This window comes from Paenibacillus camerounensis, from assembly GCF_000723885.1.
Taxonomy (GTDB): Bacteria; Bacillota; Bacilli; order Paenibacillales; family Paenibacillaceae; genus Paenibacillus_AQ; species Paenibacillus_AQ camerounensis.
In genome coordinates this window covers 58898-80611 of the sequence record NZ_CCDG010000022.1, presented here as the reverse complement: position 1 = coordinate 80611, position 21714 = coordinate 58898, and the positions used below count along the sequence as shown (strand labels likewise).

The 21714-nt window shown below is 54.2% G+C and carries 15 protein-coding genes and 1 riboswitch; of the genes, 4 read left to right on the top strand and 11 right to left on the bottom strand.

The features are described 5' to 3' along the window. Nucleotides 1–565 precede the first annotated feature (565 nt). The 9 genes from BN3772_RS09455 to BN3772_RS09415 all read right to left on the bottom strand — a co-directional run bounded on the left by BN3772_RS09455 (nt 566) and on the right by BN3772_RS09415 (nt 12017). Entirely contained in the window at nt 566–1435 is an 870-nt protein-coding gene (locus tag BN3772_RS09455) for an RluA family pseudouridine synthase (protein ID WP_042199076.1), read from the bottom strand. 503 nt (nt 1436–1938) lie between these two features. Then, nucleotides 1939–3240, bottom strand: coding sequence for a glutamate-1-semialdehyde 2,1-aminomutase (gene hemL / locus BN3772_RS09450; RefSeq protein WP_086074490.1), 1302 nt, complete (start codon nt 3238–3240; stop codon nt 1939–1941). Between the two features lie 33 nt (nt 3241–3273). Next, entirely contained in the window at nt 3274–4272 is a 999-nt protein-coding gene (hemB, locus tag BN3772_RS09445) for a porphobilinogen synthase (protein WP_042199070.1), read from the bottom strand. 982 nt (nt 4273–5254) lie between these two features. Further along, nucleotides 5255–6811 (bottom strand): uroporphyrinogen-III C-methyltransferase, encoded by a 1557-nt coding sequence (gene cobA / locus BN3772_RS09440; protein WP_042199069.1) that lies wholly within the window; start codon nt 6809–6811, stop codon nt 5255–5257. 5 nt (nt 6812–6816) lie between these two features. Beyond that, the gene (hemC, locus tag BN3772_RS09435; protein WP_042199068.1) at nt 6817–7896 is read right to left on the bottom strand and encodes a hydroxymethylbilane synthase; all 1080 of its coding nucleotides are present in this window, start codon (nt 7894–7896) and stop codon (nt 6817–6819) included. A 181-nt stretch (nt 7897–8077) separates the two neighbouring features. Next, complete coding sequence (locus BN3772_RS09430; protein ID WP_042199067.1) at nt 8078–8725, bottom strand: precorrin-2 dehydrogenase/sirohydrochlorin ferrochelatase family protein; 648 nt, start codon at nt 8723–8725, stop codon at nt 8078–8080. Between the two features lie 5 nt (nt 8726–8730). Next, complete coding sequence (ccsA, locus tag BN3772_RS09425; protein WP_042199066.1) at nt 8731–9558, bottom strand: cytochrome c biogenesis protein CcsA; 828 nt, start codon at nt 9556–9558, stop codon at nt 8731–8733. Nucleotides 9559–9563: 5 nt separating this feature from the next. Next, nucleotides 9564–10970: a glutamyl-tRNA reductase gene (hemA, locus tag BN3772_RS09420; protein ID WP_042199065.1), complete on the bottom strand. Its 1407-nt coding sequence runs from the start codon at nt 10968–10970 to the stop codon at nt 9564–9566. Nucleotides 10971–11177: 207 nt separating this feature from the next. Beyond that, nucleotides 11178–12017, bottom strand: coding sequence for a protein phosphatase 2C domain-containing protein (locus BN3772_RS09415; RefSeq protein WP_042199064.1), 840 nt, complete (start codon nt 12015–12017; stop codon nt 11178–11180). A gap of 225 nt (nt 12018–12242) precedes the next feature. Continuing rightward, nucleotides 12243–12345, top strand: a riboswitch (purine riboswitch). Between the two features lie 125 nt (nt 12346–12470). Between BN3772_RS09415 and BN3772_RS09410 the strand changes: the two genes are divergently transcribed. The 4 genes from BN3772_RS09410 to BN3772_RS09395 all read left to right on the top strand — a co-directional run bounded on the left by BN3772_RS09410 (nt 12471) and on the right by BN3772_RS09395 (nt 15867). Beyond that, entirely contained in the window at nt 12471–13031 is a 561-nt protein-coding gene (locus BN3772_RS09410) for a phosphoribosyltransferase (RefSeq protein WP_042199063.1), read from the top strand. Nucleotides 13032–13061: 30 nt separating this feature from the next. Beyond that, nucleotides 13062–14573, top strand: coding sequence for an IMP dehydrogenase (locus BN3772_RS09405; RefSeq protein WP_042199062.1), 1512 nt, complete (start codon nt 13062–13064; stop codon nt 14571–14573). A 32-nt stretch (nt 14574–14605) separates the two neighbouring features. Next, a complete protein-coding gene (gene hpt / locus BN3772_RS09400; protein WP_042179839.1) occupies nt 14606–15139 on the top strand; it encodes a hypoxanthine phosphoribosyltransferase in 534 nt (177 codons plus the stop codon). A 308-nt stretch (nt 15140–15447) separates the two neighbouring features. Then, nucleotides 15448–15867, top strand: a complete 420-nt coding sequence (locus BN3772_RS09395) for a hypothetical protein (protein WP_042199061.1) — start codon at nt 15448–15450, stop codon at nt 15865–15867. Between the two features lie 6 nt (nt 15868–15873). On the opposite strand, the gene BN3772_RS09390 is transcribed toward BN3772_RS09395, so the two are convergent. Together BN3772_RS09390 and BN3772_RS09385 are read right to left on the bottom strand one after the other, a co-directional pair. After that, on the bottom strand, nt 15874–16242 hold the full coding sequence (locus tag BN3772_RS09390) for a hypothetical protein (RefSeq protein WP_042199060.1): 369 nt from the start codon (nt 16240–16242) through the stop codon (nt 15874–15876). A 124-nt stretch (nt 16243–16366) separates the two neighbouring features. Continuing rightward, nucleotides 16367–21616, bottom strand: coding sequence for an S-layer homology domain-containing protein (locus BN3772_RS09385; protein WP_042199059.1), 5250 nt, complete (start codon nt 21614–21616; stop codon nt 16367–16369). Nucleotides 21617–21714 lie beyond the last annotated feature (98 nt).

Below are 21714 nucleotides of genomic sequence, written 5' to 3'. Positions count from 1 at the left end.
CTGCTAAGTAACAGCAGACCACGCGGTTTTCAACTGTATAGTATTGCAGCAGAACAGACCATTATACTTTAACTTAAGCCATCGTCGTACCGACTGCTTCAACCGGTAAGCTATCAGGAGTGCTCCGACAAAGTTTGGAGTTTAAAATTCGGACTACAAACACAAACTACAAACTACAAACTACAAACTACAAACTAGAGACTATAGAGTATAGGCAGCCGACGAAATTACATTTCCCCTTGTAATTTATACAGCAAAAAACTGCGCAGCTGCTAAGTAACAGCAGACCACGCGGTTTTCAACTGTATAGCATTGCAGCAGAAGGACCATTATAATTCTACTGAAGTCATCGCCGGAACGCCTACTTCAAATCGTTCAGCTACCTGTCTGATTCAGCTATTGCGGCGTTGTGACAAGTAGATGGTAGCGTCACCCTTCAGTGTGATATCCCCTGAATAACGAAGCATTGATGCATTTCACACCACTAGACCGCACCTAAAGTACCGTTCTGGCGCCGCAGTTCACAGTAATATTCCCGTCAAGCGGCTCACTAGGTGCGGTTCTATTACAAAGGCGCACCGCCCAGTGACTCGCGCAGCCGGAGCATATCTGCTGGCCACGGGTCGGCCACCACAGTCAGCTTCCGGGTCCAAGGGTGGCGGAACGCCAGCTCTTCGCCGTGCAGTGCCTGACGGCCGCGTTCAGCGAGCCCCCAGCGCGGCCCGCCGTACAGCTCATCCCCGATGAGCGGATGGCCGGCATGGCTGAGGTGGACACGGATCTGATGCGTCCGTCCGGTCTCAAGCTCGACCTGCAGCGAGGTTGCACCGCGCAGCACCTCGAGCCCGGTAATCCGCGTCACCGCAGGCTGGCTGCCGGGCGATACCCGGCGCCGCGAGGCATGATGGCGGTCGCGGCCGATCGGCGCGTCGATGACCGTGAGCTGAGGCGGCACAGCCCCTTCAGCGATCGCCGCATAGCGGCGCGAAATGTCTTTGCTGCGCATATCCTCATCGAGTACAAGCTGAGCATACTCATTCTTCGCATACAGCACCGGTCCGGTCGTATCCTTATCCAGACGGTGGATATGGCGCACGGGAATTCCGCCGCCGGAAGCGGCGTAATGAGCGGCTACGACATGATCCAGTGTCGTCTCCGATCCGCTGCCGTCCGGATGGACCGCCATACCCGCAGGCTTATGGACAACAAGGCAAAAGTCATCCTCATACAGCACTTCCGCCTCCTGCCACACCGGCTCTATGCCTGCCTCCCGCTCCGGCCAAAGCGCCAGCCGCAGCCGGTCCCCCCGCCACTGGATGCCGCCTTCGCGGCGCAGCCGGGCGTGGAGCTTCGCCGGCATTCCGGCGGTCTCAAGCAGCCAGCGGTCAATGGCTGCCTCCTTATCGGCAGCCCCGGTAATGGCCCGTCCAGGCATGACTTCGAGCCATTCTCCGCGCCGTTTCCAGGCACCGCCGCCTGGGACTGCCTTATTACCGCCAGCTTCTACCACCTTGTCTCCACCAGCTTCTGCCGGCTTATACTGAGTACCCTTTACATCCTTGCCACTGCTGCCTTGAGCCGCCTTATCCCAACTGCCCGTTACCGCCTTGTTACCGGCACCTGTTCCAGGCTTATCCCATCTGCCTGTTGCCGGCTTTTTCTCGCTGCGCTTTACATCCTTGCCGCCGCTGCCTTGAGCCGCCTTATCCCAACTGCCCGTTACCGCCTTGTTCCCGGCACCTGTTCCAGGCTTATCCCATCTGCCTGTTGCCGGCTTTTTCTCGCTGCGCTTTACATCCTTGCCGCCGCTGCCTTGAGCCGCCTTATCCCAACTGCCTGTTACCGCCTTGTTCCCGGCACCTGTTCCAGGCTTATCCCATCTGCCTGTTACTGTCTTATCCCAGCCGCCGCTTCTCGGCTTATCTCCGCCGCCAGCCGTCACAGCGACTTCAGCGCCCGGTAGTGGGCTTCCAGCGTATCGTCGATATCCTGCTCGCTGTGCACGCCTGACACGAACATCCCCTCGAACTGGGATGGCGGCACGCTAATGCCCTGGTCGAGCATTTTGCCGAAGTAGCTGCGGAATTGCTCCAGATTGCTGGATTTGGCCGTTTCAAAGTTATAGACCGGCCCTTCCGTGAAGAATGGGCAGACCATTGAGCCGATCCGGTTAATCGTCAGCGGAATGCCGGTGTCAACGCTGTTGCGTTTAAGTCCAGCCTCCAGGCGCGCGCCCAGCATTTCCAGACGGTCATACACTTCAGGAGTCAGCAGCTTCAATGTGCTGAAGCCGGCAGCCATTGCCAGCGGATTGCCGCTGAGTGTCCCCGCCTGATAGATCGGCCCCGCCGGAGCCATCTGCTCCATAATCTCCCTGCGGCCGCCGTAAGCGCCGACCGGAAGACCACCGCCGATGACCTTGCCGAAGCAGGTGAGGTCCGGCTCAATCCCGAACAGGCCCTGCGCACAGCTGCGGTTCACCCGGAACCCGGTCATTACCTCATCAAAAATAAGCAGCGCTCCGTAGCCCGTAGTCACCTTGCGCAAGCCCTCCAGGAAGCCCGGCTGCGGCGGCACAACGCCCATATTGCCGGCAATCGGCTCGACGATGATCGCGGCAATTTCGTTGCCGTAGCGTTCGAAGGCGATTTTGACCCCCTCCAGGTCGTTGTAAGGTACAGTGATTGTATTCACTGCTACCCCTTCCGGCACTCCCGGACTGTCAGGCAGGCCCAGTGTAGCGACACCCGATCCGGCTTTGATCAGCAGGCTGTCCGCATGGCCGTGGTAGGAGCCTTCGAACTTAAGGATTTTGCTGCGTCCGGTATAGCCGCGGGCCAGGCGGATTGCGCTCATGGTAGCTTCCGTACCGGAGTTAACCATCCGTACGATATCAACAGACGGCACACGCTCAACAACCAGCTTGGCCATCTCCGTCTCCAGTAGTGTCGGCGCGCCGAAGCTGGTCCCTTTTACCGCAGTCTCCTGCAGCGCTTTGACCACCTCTGGATGGGCATGTCCCATAATGAGCGGCCCCCAGGAGCAGACGTAGTCGATAAAGCTGTTGCCGTCGATATCATAGATGCGTGAGCCGATCCCGTGATCCACATATACCGGTGTCAGGCCGACCGATTTGAACGCCCGCACCGGGCTGTTCACCCCGCCGGGAATATACTGCTTAGCTTCTTCAAAAGCGTTCCGGGAAGCTTCTTCCCGGCGCGACAATGGCACATTGCCCATGTAATTCACTCCTGTTCTGTTCTTTATTTCTGTTTAGCCGCGCAGCCAGCGGGCCGCATCCTTGGCAAAATAAGTGATAATAATGTCCGCACCCGCACGCTTCATGCCGGTCAGCATTTCCATTACGATAGCTTTTTCATCGATCCAGCCCTGCAGCGCTGCTGCTTTAACCATGGAGTACTCACCGCTCACGTTGTAAGCCACCAGCGGCAGATCGAACTGGTCGCGGATCGTCCGGATCACATCGAGATAAGCCAGCGCCGGCTTAACCATCAGCATGTCGGCACCCTCCAGCACATCAGAGTCAGCTTCGCGGATCGCTTCCCGCAGGTTAGCCGGGTCCATCTGGTAGGTTTTGCGGTTGCCGAACTGCGGCGCAGAATCAGCAGCCTCGCGGAACGGGCCGTAGAAGGCGGAGGCGTATTTTACCGAATAAGACATAATAGGCACATGCTCAAACCCATTCTCATCCAGTCCAGTGCGGATCGCCTGCACAAAACCGTCCATCATATTCGAAGGCGCGATAATATCCGCCCCGGCCTTGGCCTGCGATACCGCTGTGCGGGTCAGCAGCGTAAGCGAAGCATCATTAATGACATCGCCATGCACCACGCCGTCCACCATATGAGTGTGAACCATGCCGCAGTGACCGTGGTCCGTGAACTCACACAGACAGGTATCCGCTACAACGAGCAGCTCGGGATACCATTGCTTGATCAGGCGTGTCGCCTCCTGCACAATTCCGTCATCTGCAAAACCCGACGTTCCAACCGCATCCTTGGTTTCCGGAATCCCAAACAGCAGAACCGCCGGAATCCCCAGCGCGGCAATCTCATCAACCTCAGCCTTCAGCGTATCCAGTGAAAAATGATATACGCCCGGCATCGAGCCAATCTCCGTCTTCACACCTGTCCCGTACGTTACAAAAATCGGCTGGATCAAATCCAATGTATTCAGCACGGTCTCCCGCACCATTCCACGAATTCCGGCTGTACCGCGCAAACGGCGGTGCCGGGTAATTGGAAAGCTCATTGATGTATCCTCCTGAGTAGTTAATATGTAAAAAAAGTCCGGCAGCACTGAGCAATGTCAGCGCATGTCCGGAATACCTGTAGTGTTGGTGTGCCATTTTTGTGGCTACTGGGTCGGGAAAAACCAAACCATAAACATCAAACATCAAACATCACGTGGTCTTGTACGTCATCGTTTCTGTTTGTTGCCTGTATAGTGTGTTGTGAGTACTATTATGCTGCTCCGGCCGAATATCCCAGCCAGCCTCATACTAACTTTAACTGCACTCTGTACAGCTATTCCAACCATTTTCGTCTGAGTAACCCGTTTTGTTGTACTTTGTGCAGCTATTTTGGCTGAAAAAGCAGCTTTCAGCTGAAATAGGCAACTTTAGTTGTACGGAGTGCAGCTATTCCTGCGCACCAGCCAAATATGACCGTTTTAGCTGCACAAAGTGCAGTTAAAACGTATCAGGAGAGTGTTACCTGCCACAACGCAGACAATCGGCGGTATATAACAACACGCAGCGTAGCTCTTCCAGCCAGCATTCCAATGTGTTCAACACTTATGCACACAGTCGGCGGTATCTAACAACACGCAGCGTAGCTCTTCCAGCCAGCATTCTAATGTGTTCCACACTCCCGCACACAGTCGGCGGTATCTAACAACACGCAGCGTAACTCGTCCAGCCTGCATTCTAATGTGTTCCACACTCCCGCACACAGTAGGCGGTATCTAACAACACGCAGCGCAACTCGTCCAGTCTGCATTCTAATGTGTTCCACACTCCCGCACACAATCGGCGGTATCTAACAACACGCAGCGCAGCTCTTCCGGCCAGCATTCTAATGTGTTCAGCAGTTCGCAGACAGCCGGTGCATCTAACGAAATACAGTGTAGCTCATCCAGCTACACACCCGCCTGCTACTTCTACTTATCGCCGGCGCAAAACGCCATAAGCCGCCTCGCCCAGCAAGCTGGCCCGCCGGGAGAAGATCAAGCCCTACCTTACTCGCGTAGACTCGTTCCATTGGCACAGCTCCTGCACGAGGCCTTCAATTGTGGCCTCGTCAGGCAGCAGGCCCGGGGTCAGGCCGGCGGCGACGGCCGTTTCTTCGGTCACCGGGCCGATGCAGGCGATCTTGACGCCGGCCAGCACGGCCACCGGATCTTCCAGGCCCATGCGCGCCAGGATCTCGATGAAGTTGCGCACGGTCGAAGAGCTGGTGAAGGTAACCGCATGGATGCGCTTCTCCTCGAGCAGGCGCAGCAGCTCGATATCATCCTCTCCCGTCACCACCGTCTCGTAGGTGTCGATCTCGGTCACTTCCAGCCCAAGCTCCTGCAGCTTGGCCGGAAGCCACTCCCGCGCAAGATCCCCGCGCGGCAGCAGCACCTTCTGGCCCGCTTCAAGCTGCGGGCCGAACGCCTCCAGCAGCCCTTCCGCCTGGAAGCGGGCGGGTAGCTCCTCGGCCACCAGCCCCCGCTCCGCCAGCGCGGCGGCTGTGGCCGGCCCTACCGCGCCGATGCGCGCGCGGTATAAACCGCGGATGTCCACCTTAAGCTCCGCCAGGTGGCGCCAAAAGAACTCCACGCCGTTCGGGCTCGTGAAGAAGACCCAGTCATAGGCTTCCAGCGCTCCCAGCGCAGAAGCTATAGCGGCCTTCTTCTCTTCGCCTGCCGGCATGACCGTCTCAATGACCGGGAACTCGTACGGCTCGCCGCCGAGCTCCTCAATGCGGTCCACCAGCTCGCTCGCCTGGCTGCGGGCGCGGGTGACCACGATGCGCTTGCCGAACAGCGGCAGCGCCTCGGCCCACATCAGCTGCTGGCGCTGGCGCACCACTTCGCCGACGACAATGACCGCCGGCGGCTTGAAGTCCGCCGCCAGCACCTTCGCCTCGATGTCGGCAAGCGTGCCGGTCAGCGTATCCTGCTCCGCACGCGTGCCCCAGCGCACGAGTGCTACGGGCGTCTCCGGCGGACGGCCGTGCTTGATCAGTTGGCTGCTGATGTAGCCGATCTTGGCTACGCCCATCAGGAAGACCAGGGTTCCGGTTGCATTCGTAACCTTGTCCCACTGGATGGAATGGTCCAGCTTGTCCGGGCTCTCATGCCCGGTAATAATCGACAGGGAGGAGGCATAGTCCCGGTGGGTAACCGGAATGCCGGCATAGGCCGGCACGCTGATTGCCGAGGTAATGCCCGGCACAATCTCGTAGTAGATACCGTTCCGGCGCAGCAGCTCCGCTTCTTCGCCCACCCGGCCAAAAATCGTCGGGTCCCCGCCCTTAAGCCGCACCACCGTCTTGCCCTCCAGGGCCAGATCAACCAGCAGCTGGTTGATCTCCTCCTGCTTCATGGTATGGCGGTCAGGCAGCTTGCCGACATAGATTTTGTCTCCGCCGGGCTTCAGTTGCTTCAGCAGCCGCGGACTTGCCAGCCGGTCATAGACCAGCACATCCGCCTTGCGGATACACTCCAGCCCCTTCACGGTGATCAGCTTCGCATCGCCCGGTCCTGCACCTACCAGATATACTTTCCCCGTCTTCTCCGCCATCTCCATCATCCCCTTGTATCTGCCAGAATCTTCTCTGCACCCCGGGCAATCAGCTTCCGGGCTACCTCTTCACCAAGCCATACCGGGTCTGTGCCCGTTAGGGTCTCTTTAAGAATTACGGAACCGTCCGGCGTCCCTACCATCCCTGTCAGAGTAATTACCCGTCCAGCGGAATGAGTTGACCCCGGCTGTACAACTGCTGCGGATTGTTCTGCAGAAGCTCCGGCAGCATCCCCCTGATCCCCGGATTCACCTCCGGTCACAGTAATCCCCTCAGCCTGAGCGCTTGCCTGCCCCTGAGCAACCGCTGCCGCTCCAGATTCAAGCACCGCATAAGCGCCAATCGGCACCTGGCAGCCGCCGTTCAGCGCGCCGAGGAAGGTCCGCTCCGCCGTCACCGTAAGCGCGGTCTGCTCATCGTTATAGAGCGCGAGCAGCCTGCGCAGCTCAGTGTCGTCCTCGCGGCACTCGATGCCGAGCGCGCCTTGTCCGACTGCCGGCAGACATACCTCCGGCTCAAGGTAGGAGGTAACACGGTCCTGCCAGCCCATCCGGGTCAGTCCGGCTGCAGCAAGCAGAATGGCGTCATATTCGCCGCTCTCCAGCTTCTTCAGCCGGGAGTCAATGTTGCCGCGCACCGGCTCAATAACCAGATCCGGCCGCAGCGCGGCCAGCTGGCTGGAGCGGCGCAGGCTGCTGGTGCCTACACGCGCACCCTCAGCCAGCTCCCCAAGACTTGCAGCACCAGTGGCAATCAGACAATCACGCGGGTCAACCCGCTTAGGCACAGCCCCGTTAATCAGGCCCTCCGGCAGCTCGGACGGCATATCCTTCATGCTATGTACAGCCATATCGATTGCTTTATCAAGCATCGCCTGCTCAATTTCCTTCACGAACAGCCCTTTGCCGCCTACCTTGGATAAAGTAACATCCAGAATGCGGTCGCCTTTGGTAATGATTGTGTGCACCTCAAAGGTGAACCCGAAGCCGTGCTCCGCGCTCAGCCGGGTCAGGTCATCAATAACATGCCCCGTCTGGGTCAGCGCCAGCGCGCTTTGTCTGCTGCCTACAATAATTTTGCGCATTCTTCATTCCTCCCGGTAACAATAGCTTCTTCTCCCGCCGCTCTCCCAATCATTGTACTCTTATACAGTCTGCGGCATGCAAGGATATCCATTAGACTTGTCATACCTTTGCTGTATACTTTATACCTGTAACTCTTAAATTGCGGCCGGCCGGCATTCAGAATTCACGCCACAGCTGCCGCTATTCCTCCCGGTTCGACGCAATCCACGCACTTATAGCCTCCGGCGTCCACTCTATAAAGGTGCCCTGCCGCAGCTCATTCAACACATCGAGCTGTCCCAGCCGGCGCAGAAGCCGGCCCCGGATCTCTGCCGCAGGCTCCTGCCGCTTAATCTCCGTGCGCATCATGTGCAGGAAATCCAGATAAGGCTCATACTCCCCGCCGAACAGCTCCGCCAGCTGCGCGGTAATCCCTGCCGCAGCAGAGGGTCCTGCACCGGAAGTCGAGACGGCTACAGTCAGCCTTCCCCGGCGCAGAACCCCGGGCGTGATGAAATTGCCCGCCTCGGCACGGCTGGCTACATTTACGGGCAGTCCTTGTGCCCGGCACTCGGACGCAGCCGCTTCATTGACATTCGGATCACTGCTCGCGGCATAGACCAGGAAAGCCCCCCGGACATCTCCCGGGGCATATCCCCGGTCTAGCCAGCGGATTCGGCCTTCCCCGGCAAGCTTCGCCAGCGCGGTACTCAGCGCAGGGCTGATCACCGTAACCCCTGCCTTTGCATCCAGCAGTGACAGCACCTTACGCTCCGCTACTGCCCCGCCGCCGATGACAACAATCCTCTGGCCGCTGACATCAAGCATAACCGGCAAATAATGTGTCATCCGTCTTACCTCCCGCTCCAGCCGTGAAAGTCCGAAAGCGAATTCAGCAGAAAATTAAGAATAATAAAAGCATACCCTGAAATCGCCCAGCGGGCCATAACGGTACCGCTTCTGCGGCCGGACCGCTTCAGCAGGATATACGCTATATATACCCCAAGCCCAACCATCGTGGTCAGTACCTTGGAATCCTGGAACAGCGGTGTCCGCCCCTCGGCAATAATCGACATCGCCGCCAGCACCAGTGACACGATCAGCAGCGGGACCCCCGCAAGAATTGCGGTATACGAATATTTGTCCATTGTCTCCAGGCTCGGCAGCCGGCGGATGCGGTCATCCCATTGTTTACTCTTAAGCTTCGTATGCAGGAACAGATACATTATCGCAAATACCGTCCCCAGTGTCAGTGCGCCAAAGCTCAGATTCGCCAAAATGATATGCATCGCCAGCCAGCCGTGCACCGCCCTCCAGCTCTCCAGCCCGTGATCCGCCGCCGTCAGCCACACCCGGTTCAGCAGAAAGACGCTGAAGCCCGCCCCGCTGAGCAGCAGAATGGTGAATTCACCGCCGCGGGTAAAGGCAAGGGCCAGCGACGTCAGCACAATACTGAAGGAGAACCAGAACAGGAAATCATAAGGTGTAAAAATCGGCAGCCCGCCCTCCTGCGAGAACCGGACAACTAGCCCCGCACATTGCAGCAGGCCCGTAACAGCAAGAAGCCCTGTGCCCAGCCGCTTTCCGCCCGGATTACGCCGAAGGCAATCCGAGAAAATAAACAGCAGGCTCAGGGCATATAGCAGCAGAGCGGCATCATATATTCCGTTCAGCAGTTGCATGCTGCTCACCCGCCCAGCAGGCCAGCCGGAGCAAAAACGGTCTTAGGCACAAGGAATTCGGCAGCAGGCACACGGTCGTTCTCACTCCGCTGCGGCACAGATACAGGTGCAGGCGCCGGGCTGCTACCGCCGTTGCCGGCCTCAAGCTGCTCCTGCAGGGCAAATATCTGTGTGAAATACGCAAGGGCTTCATTTCCCTTGTCACCGCCGGACATTTCCTTGATCACATTAATCGGATCATGCATCATCTGGTTGACGATGCTCTTGGTCAGCCTGCGGATCACCTTGCGCTGGTGGTCATCGAGCTCAGGCAGCTTGTTGAACAGGCTGTCCATCGTCTCATCATAAATGGAGTTTGATTTGTCCTGCAGCGCGCGGATGACCGGTCTGACGCCAAGCGTCTTCAGCCACACCTGGAATTCATCCATCTCCTCCGCAATCATCACTTCGATCTTCGCGGCTTCACTGCGGCGCATCTCAAGGTTGCTCTCCACAATGCCTTCCAGATCATCAATGTCATAAAGGAAGACATCCGGTACACTAGCCGCTTCCGGATCAATGTCACGGGGAACCGCAATATCGATCATGAACAGCGGCCGTGACGGACGGCGCTTCATGCCGGCAGCTACCTGCTCCGCAGTCAGCACATAGCCTTCAGCGCCTGTCGAGCTGATCACAATATCAACCTCGTCCAGATGCCGGAGCGCTTCATCAATTGTGCTCGGCCGGCCGGCGAACTTCTCTGCCAGCTCCACCGCCCGCGACAGCGTACGGTTGGCGACGATCACCTCAGCCGCACCGCTGCTGTACAGATGCTTCACCGTCAGCTCGCTCATTTTGCCGGCGCCGAGAATCAGCACTCTTTTGCCGGTGAACATGCCGAAGATCCGCTTTCCCAGCTCCACTGCCGCATAGCTGACCGAAACCGCACTTTCGCCGATGGAGGTCTCGCTGTGTGCGCGTTTGCCGAGAGTCACCGCCTGCTTGAACAGCTGGTTGAACCACGTTCCGGTCACACCCTCGCTCTGGGCAGTCAAAAAAGAATTGCGCACCTGTCCCAGAATCTGCGTCTCACCGATCACCATCGAATCCAGACCGCAGGTTACGCGGAACAGATGGGCAATGGCCTGCTCATCCTCATATATATACATATGCTGTGTAAATTGCTCACTTTTCACATTGAACCACTGCTCCATAAAGCTGCGGATAAAATAACCGCACATATGAAGGCGGTCTACGACCACATAAATTTCCGTACGGTTACAGGTAGCCACGACGACCCCTTCCAGTACGCTTTTGGTCTTCATCAGCTGATGAAGCGCTGCGGGCAGATCCTTTTCCGCAAAAGCGAACTGTTCTCGCACCTCAATGGGAGCCGTACGGTAATTCAGGCCAACGACGACAATGTGCATCGCTTGTTCACCATCCTAGTCTCTATTCAGTGGTGTAGGCACTGTCTTTCACAATCTCGAAATCACGTGTGTTAAGTATATCACATCAAAATACGGCTTTTTACAAAACCTTTGAACTCTTTATGACATCCAGATAATAATGATTATAAATAAAAAGCCATAAAAGTACTATGGTTTATGATGGGTTATTTTTATTTTATTTATGAATCAGGCAAAGCGCAGCACGAGTCCGGTTTTGTCATCAGACACTTTTAACCGCAGAGTCGCCTGCAGTCTTGCATCCTCCTGCTCTGCCGCATACAGCTCATCCGCATAGCCCTTGAGCCCTTTTGCATCAATGGATGTAAGCAGGCTTGTCCAGCTCTCCGCCCCTGAATAAATCCCGTCGGTAAGCAGGTACAGACTCTCTACATTAGCCCGGTTGAATGTCCCCTTCTCCAGAAAAAGCGGAAAATCCGCACTCCCGTTCATCACGCCGTAGCCCTCCAGCGTATTCGCCTTGCTCCGGTTGTCCCGCAGCAGAGGCATAAGCAGCCTGCGCAGCTCCGCCGGCTCTTGCACCCCGGACTCACGCAGCTCCGCCATCCGGTCCAGCGTCTTCTGATCGATATGCGCCACCTGTGTATGTGTAAGCGCCCTTACTGTACCGTCTTTGTATCTGCACAGCAGCATACAGTCCCCGGACTGCACATAATCGATGGAATACTCCCGAACAGCAACAACGGCATACGCAGCGGACCACAGCGCGGAGGCATCCAGCACATCCACACCTTCACTAACCATTGCCTCATGCAGACGTTCGTTGGACCGGACAGCCCTATTGTCTAAAGACAGCCCCTCCGGCTCTCCAAAACAATCAGCAGCAAGCCGCGCAGCCAGATACCCGCCTGTAAATCCCTCCGGATTCCGGTAAGGCGAAAGGGAGGTCGCCCCGTCCACAACCCCATAAATGGCTGCAGATTCATTGACGACAAGGACATCCTCATTCCATTCCCCGTCTCCCTGTAACGTATATTTCTCTACTCCACACCGGTTTAAGCTGTCCATCGCTGCCTGACCCCTTCCGTTAACAGAACCTTTTTTTGCGGATATCCACCGTTTTCTAATAACCATACTATTGCACATAAAGTACCGGATCACCTTTTTTCAGTAAAACAAATCAGCCCCAACTCCAATTACGTCATATATCCTGACACAAAAACAAGGATTGACACATATAATCCACAATGATAGCATATATAAAAATAATCAAAGTCACAATATCTAACACGTAATTAACAATCACATAACTCTTGTATAAGCTCATTAATTTGGTTTGAGCGTTTCTACAGGCAACCGTAAATTGCCCCAGGCTACAAGAGACACCGCAAGCGAAGAAGCTTAAGGCTGAGCAGACGCAGACAACCCTGTGTTCCGCCGTCTTTTGGCCGCCTTTGATACTGCCGGTGTCTCTTGTCGTCCGGGGTTTTTGTGCATATTCAGATAAAAGGAGTGGAAGCTATGAGCGCATCCTATGCAAGGCTCAGTGAATCGATCAGCAACGCCAAGAACGTGAGGATCTACAAGAATAAAGAGACCGCCTATGATTTCAAGCTGTATCCTTTCGGCGAGCGCGGTACCTATATTCATCCCGAGCTGATCAGCGAGATTACCGATAGCCTGGCAGCCAGTGTTACAGAGCAGTTTCCCGCTTTTGACTACATTGTATCGCCCGAGCCGGGCGGTCACACCTGGGGCATGCTGGCGGCCTACAAGCTGAATAAGCCGATGAACATCCTGCGGCTCAGCACGGAGCTGTACGACAATTACGAGGTATGTATTAAGCGGGAGACGGCGTATAACGAGAACTATATTTATTTTGACGGATTCACGAGGGGGGACCGGGTGCTCCTTCTGGATGATGTGATCAGCTCAGGCGCAACGATCCGCTGTATTGCCGATCAGATGAAGGGGATGGGGATTGAGCTTGTCGGAGTGCAGGGCATTCTGGCTAAGGGAGAGCATTACAAGCAGCTCGCGGCGGATTACGGCATTCCTGTACGGGTATTGTCGGCGGTGTAACGTTAACCTAACTTCGGAGGAGTGAAAATAATGGCTTATTATTATGAGCAGCCGTCCAGAACGTTCAGCGAATTCCTGCTCGTTCCGAGTCTGACCACCAAGCAGTGCATCCCCGGCAATGTGGACCTGCGCACGCCTGTAACCAAATTCAAGCGCGGTGAGACACCGGCGCTGACGATGAATCTGCCGGTAACCTCTGCCGTCATGCAGGCGGTCTCCGACCATAATATGGCGATTGCCCTGGCCAAAAGCGGCGGCATCTCCTTCATCTACGGCTCCCAGTCCGTCGAGCAGCAGGTCGAAATGGTCCGCCGGGTCAAAAAATTCAAGGCCGGCTTCGTGGTCAGCGACGCCAATCTCCGTCCCGAGGATACGCTGCAGGATGTACTCGCGCTTAAGGCGCGCAGCGGCCACTCCACCATCGCCATCACCGATAACGGGGAGCCGACCGGCAAGCTGATGGGGATCGTCACCAGCCGTGACTACCGCGAGAACCGGCTTCCGCCGGAATGCCCGATTACGGCCTTCATGACTCCGCTCTCTTCCTTAATTTATGCCCACGAGGGCATTACGCTGACCGAAGCCAATGATATGATCTGGGACCATAAGCTGAACTGCCTGCCGGTTGTGAACGGCGAGGGTAATCTGATGTATCTGGTCTTCCGCAAGGATTATGACAGCCATCAGGAATACCCGCTGGAGCTGCATGACAGCAACAAGCAGCTGATCGTCGGCGCAGGCATTAACTCCCGTGACTACAAGGAGCGGGTGCCGGCTCTGGTAGAGGCGGGAGCAGATGTACTCTGTATTGATTCCTCTGACGGCTATTCGGAATGGCAGGCCGAGACAATACGGTACATCAAGGAAACGTTCGGAGAAGCTGTGAAGGTTGGCGCAGGCAATGTTGTGGATAAGGAAGGCTTCCTCTACCTGGTGGAGGCCGGAGCGGACTTCATCAAGGTCGGCATCGGCGGCGGCTCGATCTGCATCACCCGTGAGCAGAAAGGCATTGGCCGCGGCCAGGCCTCCTCCGTCATTGAGGTGGCGGCAGCACGCCAGGAGTATTATGAGCAGACCGGGATTTACGTCCCCATCTGCTCCGACGGCGGTATCGTCCATGACTACCATATCGTGCTCGCACTGGCGATGGGGGCAGACTTCGTAATGCTGGGCCGGTATTTTGCCCGGTTCGACGAGAGCCCCGGCCGCAAGCTGCTGGTCGGCGGGAATTTCGTCAAGGAATACTGGGGCGAGGGCTCCAGCCGGGCCCGTAACTGGCAGCGGTACGACTTCGGGAATGCCGACAAGGAGAGCAAGCTGGAATTCGAAGAAGGCGTTGATTCCTTCATCCCTTATGCCGGCAGGCTCAAGGATAACCTGGATCTTAGCATCAGCAAAATCAAATCCACCATGTGCAACTGCGGCGCCTTAACCATCCCACAGCTGCAGCAGCATGCCAAAATCACCCTTGTCTCCGCAACAACTATTTACGAAGGCGGGGCACATGATGTTATGCTTAAGGAGAAGGATCGCACATCCTGACAGATAATATCGATGCACAAGGAGCAGTGGTTATGAACGAATTACGCAAGGTACTGGTAAGCAAGGCTGAGCTTGAGAGCAAGGTAAGGGAGCTGGGCGCTGTCATCTCGCGCGATTATGAAGGGAAAGAGCTTGTCCTGATCGGCATTCTGAAAGGCGCAGCCGTATTCATGTCCGACCTGATGCGGGAGATTACCTTCCCTGTCGCCGTTGACTATATGTCTGTATCCAGCTACGGCAGCAGCGCCACCACCTCAGGGGTGATCACCATCAAGCAGGATATCGACACGGATATCCGCGGCAAGCATGTCCTGCTCGTCGAGGATCTGATCGACACCGGCCTGACCCTGCAGCATCTGAAGCAGCTGTTCGCCCTCCGCGAAGCCGCCAGCGTCAGCATCTGCACCATCCTCAGCAAGCCGTCCCGCCGCCTGGCCGATATCCCCATCGACTATTGCGGTATCGAGATCCCCGATGAATTCGTCGTCGGCTACGGCCTCGACTATGCCGAGCAATACCGCAACCTGCCGGAGGTATGGATTGTGGAGACGGATGTTGCGCACTAAGCCATAGTACAGCTTTAGAGAAAGTGAAAGCCCGCCTGGCGGTATCCGTTCTTTAGATAACGGGTGCCGGGGCGGGCTTTTACTTATTAGCAGCAGATCCTTCTTCTCCTCATACCCTTATTTCCCCGCCAGCCTGTCCCAGAGTATATCAGCCACAGCCGGCCCGCTTTCCTGCGGATACATGAATAGCGTAACAGCCTGACGCTCCTCGTTATCCATTTTATGGTATACTACTATCTAAATTTAAAACAGGGCGGTGAACCTATTTGAAAAGACTAGTCTGTCTGTTACTGCTGGTGTGCACATGCGTGATTAGCGGATGCACCGGGAAGGACGGCATTTACTCCGGTATAGAGAAGCAGGATCTGACGGGGATCGAATCGGCCAAGGAACTGGAATTCATCTATGAATATAGAGGTCATACGGACAACTGGGCTTCCTCCTATTACGTCTATCAAAAGAAAGACAGCGAATATCATATCACCAGACTTTTCCTGAAATATATCGGCGGAGAAACAGCACCGTCCGGAGAATTGCAATACGCATACTCTACCGAAGGCGCAGCCACCGGCAGCGGAATGCTGGAGGATGCAGCCGGACCGTCCGTCATCTACAATCTGGGCAGCAGCGGCGGAAACGGCACAATACCTGAACAGGATTCTGCCGTAAAAATGCATGTCGAGTGGAATGGCGGCACGGAGGATTTTGAGCTGGAGCCGGTATTATAAGGATATTTAAATAGCAGCCCTGATAGAGAAGACGACCGGAGTAAGGAGCAGGAATAGGATAATCAGTTCATTTAATGATACATATAAGATGATAATCATAGCTGCTACCGCTCCATTAAAAACGATCATTTTTACGGAGAGCCGCCATACCGCATTCCTAAAAATAAAATACTGCAGCAGACTAAGCACCATATGACACATGTACAGCATCAGAAAAAACAGCACAAATACAACCGCATCACCCGGACCGCTGGCATACGGTGTTCCGGATACGAGACTATTATTACTATTGGTTATGATAACGGCATACAGGATACTCAAGATCAAGGAACTTACGGTAAGGTTCATCAGGAGCATCCTTTTGGCTTGTTCCATGTGATCCACTCCCAGAAGATGTATTACTATCATAATAGCGTATTCTTGCAAAAAAACATAAAAAACAAGGCCGCAACGACCCCAAAGAGGATCACTGCGGCCTTACCTTTTTCATTGCATCCTGCTATTTTAATTGATACAGACGATAGATTAACGCAGCCGCCTCTGCCTTGCTCGCTGTCTGAGCCGGACGGAAGCTGTGATCCTCGAAGCCTTCAATCAGCCGGATACTCTTGGTCAGGGCTACACTTTCCGCTGCCCATGTGGAAATCTTGCCCGCATCTGTAAAGACTGCATTCACAGCTTCAGGACGGGATACAGCTTGCTCGCCATTAAAGGCCTTAAGAGCCCGGGCAAGCATCGTTGCAATCTCTTCGCGGGTAATGGTTGCCTCCGGCTCGAATACCGTTGCCGATTTGCCGGTAATAATGCCAGCCGCATAGGCAGCTGCAATCTCATGATAATATGGATCGGCTGAGGCAATATCCTTGAACGGCAACGTCAGACCTTCACCGCTAAGTCCATACGCCCGGGCAATCATGGCTGCAAATTCCTGGCGTGTAACGGCATTCGCCGGACGGAACTGTGCAGTCTGATCCAGAATCCCCTTATTCAGCAGATAGTTAATTTCCTGTACGGCCCAGTGGCTTGCCGCTACATCTGTGAATGCAGCCTTAGCCAGCATAACCGTATATTTACTGAAGTGTCCTCTTGGTGCTGTCACTGTCCGGGTGACAGGGTCATATTTGCCGCCGACAGCCTCCCATGTAAGACTCTCCTCATTCAATAGATACACAGTCAGATTCTCCAGGTTAGCTTCGGAGTATTTGGATGTATCAATTGCCGACACATCAAACGTCACATCAATTGGTTTATTGAAGCTCTTGACCTGCTCGGATCCTACAAATGCACTGAATTCCATTACCGGAATACTGGCCAGCGGATCAGCCTGGCTAGGTCTATTCACGACAGCATTTTCAACAACCTCTGCTGCCAGTTTAATAGTCTGTCCTGCTTCCAGGGGACCGAAGGTATCTGCTTCAATCGTGAAGGCTGTCTGGTCCATCTGGATTGTCAGGCCGGAAAGATCATTCTCTTTAACCAGTGTCAGGATATCCGACGGAAGTGAAGTGTTCAGCTTGTGAATCCCTTCTTCTACTGGCGGTACCTTGACCTTAATACCGACCTTCAGATCTGCGGCACTTCCTGCCCCCAGCTTACTGGTCAGATTCTTGGAGAGATCCGACAAGGTCTGCTTGGCAGACTCAATCTGTGCACTGATCAGGGATTGATCAAGCTGCGATGAGACGGTATTGCCTTCAACCGTTACATTCGCTTTGGCAAGCGTAACCTCTCCCGCTTTATTAAGCGCTGACTGGCTTGAGGTAATGACGTTCGCCTTCAGCTTCTGTAACTCTTCTGCTGATACTCCCTGCGCATTATTCAGCACTGCCGCAGCATTCTCAATCAGCGTGTTCGCCATTGTGACCGCCTTGTCGGAGCTGTCCATTTGGCTCAGCAGATAAGGCGCGCTTCCCACCAGCTCTGTAATCGAGTCCACAATCTTCTGTTTGGCTGCAGCATCCTGAATGGCTGCCAGCAGGTCTGATGCACTATTCATCGCTTGCGTGAGACTCTTGCTGTTCTGTTCAGCTTCTGCTGCGGTTGCCGCTAATTTGAACGAATCCGCAATGCTGCTGATGGCTGTCTGTGCTGCTGCCGCCTTATCTGCCGCTGAACCGGTGGTACTCGTCAATAGTTCCTGCAGCTTGTCATTCTGCTTCTGTACATTTTCTGTAGTACCCGCTGCTGTTGGAGCAGGCGTAACTCCGCCGGTATTGGTGCCGGGGTTTGTGCCGTTTCCGTTACCATTACCATTGCCGTTGCCGTTATCAGTGCCCGTATCTGTCCCTGGCACATTGTCGCCCGGCTCTACGATGGCACCTGTAGTTGACTCGATAATAATCTTCTTGTTAAACGTATACTGCTGACCATCGAGCGCCAGTGAAGCTTTGATAATATACGTTCCATTGGTCAGATATTTATAACGGTCACCCGTGAAATCATAGGTGTATACAGTCAGCGGATAGCTGACAGAGGAGTTGGAATACAGCGTAACGCCAGATTCGCTCTGAATCTCATAGGAAGCAGCCTCTGGCGTAACATATTTGTACCCGTTAGACCAGCCGCCATTGCTGAGAACCAGAATCTGCGGCTTCTTGATCTGTCCGATCTGATTACCTGCACTGTCAACGAGTCCGATCTCGAGTGTGTTCACGCCTGCAGCACGAACCAGCTTTCCATCCTTCAGCCCTACAATATCCAGCCCCTGGATGGACTGCGGAGCAAGCTCTGTAAGGGTACCGGCCTTAAGCGTTCCCGGCGCAAAATGAATATTATATTGATATTCCGTTGCCCCAAACAATTGATCAACCTGAACCGTCACATCACCCGGAGTCAGCTGCACCTGATCTGCGTTGTGCGCATAGCTGTGAAGCTTTGACTGATACGGAGTTGAATATTCAACGCCATAGATTGTTCCGGATTCCGGTGCAACCAGTGTAGCCAGCTCGGAAGCCTGGACATCCAGCGACAGGGTATTGTCTCCAGCCCCGATTACTACGCCATCACGGTAAACAAAGGTTTCATTTGCCGTCTGTGCGAGCATGCTGTAGGTCCCTTCTGTAGCGTAAAAATAATTCTCGCCCGGTGCATTGCTGTCGATAACATACGGAACATTATCTGCACCGGCCAAGTCCGATCGTACGACAGACAGATCTTCCGCCGGTCTGTCCAGCAATACCTTACTTACCTCCTGCAGCTCCTGTCTTGCATCCAGTACAAGCGAATAATCCTTACCCGGCTCCGTCTGGATCGATCCGAACATATAGTAGCCATACTTGGATTCGACGCCTGTATAGCTTCTGTTATAACGAATGAAGTCCACCCCTACAATGGAAGGGGAATCCACAACCAGAATAGCCTGAGCTTCTGATGTACTAATAAAGTAGGAGCCTCTTGTATAGCTGCCGTCCTTATTCTTGGTGATTGCCTGCACACTGGCATAATCCAGCGGTACCCCTCCGGTATAGCTGCTGCCCTCGGCCTTATCCAGCCCGCGGACGCGGATAACCGCTTCAGTCTGCGGATTAATTACCGCTACTTTTACTTTTTTGAATAGGAAGGCCGGTTTCTTGAACATTAGTTCCCCAAGATAAGTGGACTGCTCCGCAGGTATCACGAATTTCCCTTGAGCATCCGTAACTCCCAGCAATTCACCGTAACGGCTGATTGCTACTCCGGCCTGCAGTTCACCTTGTCCGCCGGTAACATGCTTCCGTACGGTAACTGTTACTTGCTTGGCCTGGTCAACGGTGAGATAAGGCTTGTCTACCAGATCGACCAGCTTACCATCCTTGCCTCTGATCTCTACATCGAACTCGTTCTTAGGCAGTACCTTCAGGTCCGCCTCGGCAAGCAGCTCGCCATTGATATATTGGCCGCCGCTGTAGACATTAGGGAACAATTGAACCTTATAGCTTCCTGCATTAACAGGCTTCCAATCCCGCTGATTAATGCGGACCGGGTGACCGTTCTGTTCTTCTGTTGTCCAATACAGTGAATCATTGGACAGCACCTTTCCGCTCTCATCCGTAATTGACAGCTTATATGTGCTGTTCAGATCAATAACATTTCCATATTCATCAGTCATAACAACCTGATTCTCAACACTCTCGCCTAATACAACCTCACCCCGTAATTCATCCTGGCCGTAGTAAGAGGTGTCCGGCACTACAACATCGATCCGGGCTGTATACGTGCTTCCGCCCTGCAGTGAATATTCACTATCCTCCGGAGTGAAAAAATCCTTCAGTACAATCCGGTTATTATTATTGCTCTGACTTGTAGCGGAAGCTGCGATATTGCTGGTCAGACGATGAAGCTCTTCGCCCTTGCGCACATAGACCTTACCGCCGGTTGCAGGCAGTGAAGTGCTGACCTGGCTATAGTTGAATTTGGTATTGAGATACGACAGCTGTACCTGCCCGTCACCTGAACTCTGCTTAGGCACCTGAAGGTTCAGGACACTGTAATCAGCCTGATTCGCAGCAGCGGTTACTTCAGCCACAGCTTCCACAGGCTTAATCTGATTGCGGTATACTACTTTATCATTCGTGCCTTCGATTACGCCTACCGCAGTAATTTCGTACTCCTTATTCTTCTTAACATAAATAGCCGGTGATCGGAACACCGTATTACTCGCATTAATCTGTTTATATTGATTGTTGTCAATAAGGGAATACGACTCCAGCCTCACCGGGTTATTATCCCAGGTATAATGAAGATTCAGGCGGCTATAATCACTGGCATCCTCAATAATCGCTTTATGCACTCCGTCAACAGACGAGTACAATGCCGATTGGCTGACCTGGAACAGATACGTTCTATCTTCGGTTACAACGTGGCTCGAATAACTTCCGGCTATAACGCCTGTTTTCAACACCAGGACATCAAGTCCTGCAACACCATAACGGTTAGCAACCCCCGAAGGCCATGAAGAGGAGCTGGCATTCTGGGTATGCAGCAGCTTGCCGTCAGCACCCAGATACCGGATCGCAGCCGTGTATGTACCTGCCTGTTGAAGATCTGCCACATAGACAGGCTTAACCTCATATTGATCGCTGCCTTGCATCAGCATTACAAAAATAACAGAGCTGTTGAACCTGAAGCTGTTTTTTCCTTTTAGCTGAATCTGGCCATATGCATCTGTAGTAAAGCTGGTAGAGGAATAATAGCTCCAGACACCAACCTGTTCCTGCACTGCCGGTACACCATTCTTAAGAATGGTTAGTCTTATATTGGTATCATCACTGCGGATCTCGTCATTAACGGCCTTCACATATGTATCAGAATCCTTAGCCATCCGTTCCACAACGACTTCAATCCCAGTTGCTGCAGGGACATGGATGCTCTGAGGCGCAGTAGCGACTGTCCCCTCCATCCCTTCGAACTCTGCGTGCAGCAAGTACTCTTCACCAGCCTTCAATCCGTCAAAAGGAATACTGCTATATTCGAGGGAGGAATATACAGCGTCGAGCACTGTAAGCTTCGCCTCACCTCTGGACTTCACCTGACGGTTAATTTCTGCCCCATCCTTGGACAAAATAAATGTGACCTCTTGCAGAGTCTTAAGATCTTTGTACGTAACGTCTACTACACTATTGACTGTAATGTTATGATTACCGTCCGGCTGTTTTATATTGGTAGCTACTCCCGCTTTTAGCGAAGCCGCAGATACCCCTATTACATTCACCACAGATAACATTAATATCAAAATCAGCGAAACTGCCCTGCGAAAATTCCTCGAATACATAACCCAGCTCCTAATCCCCCAGTGATTTTAACTAATCTATTAAATCTAGTCACTTAGTATTCGGCTCCCCCTGCTACTGCCTCCCTCTCGACAAATAC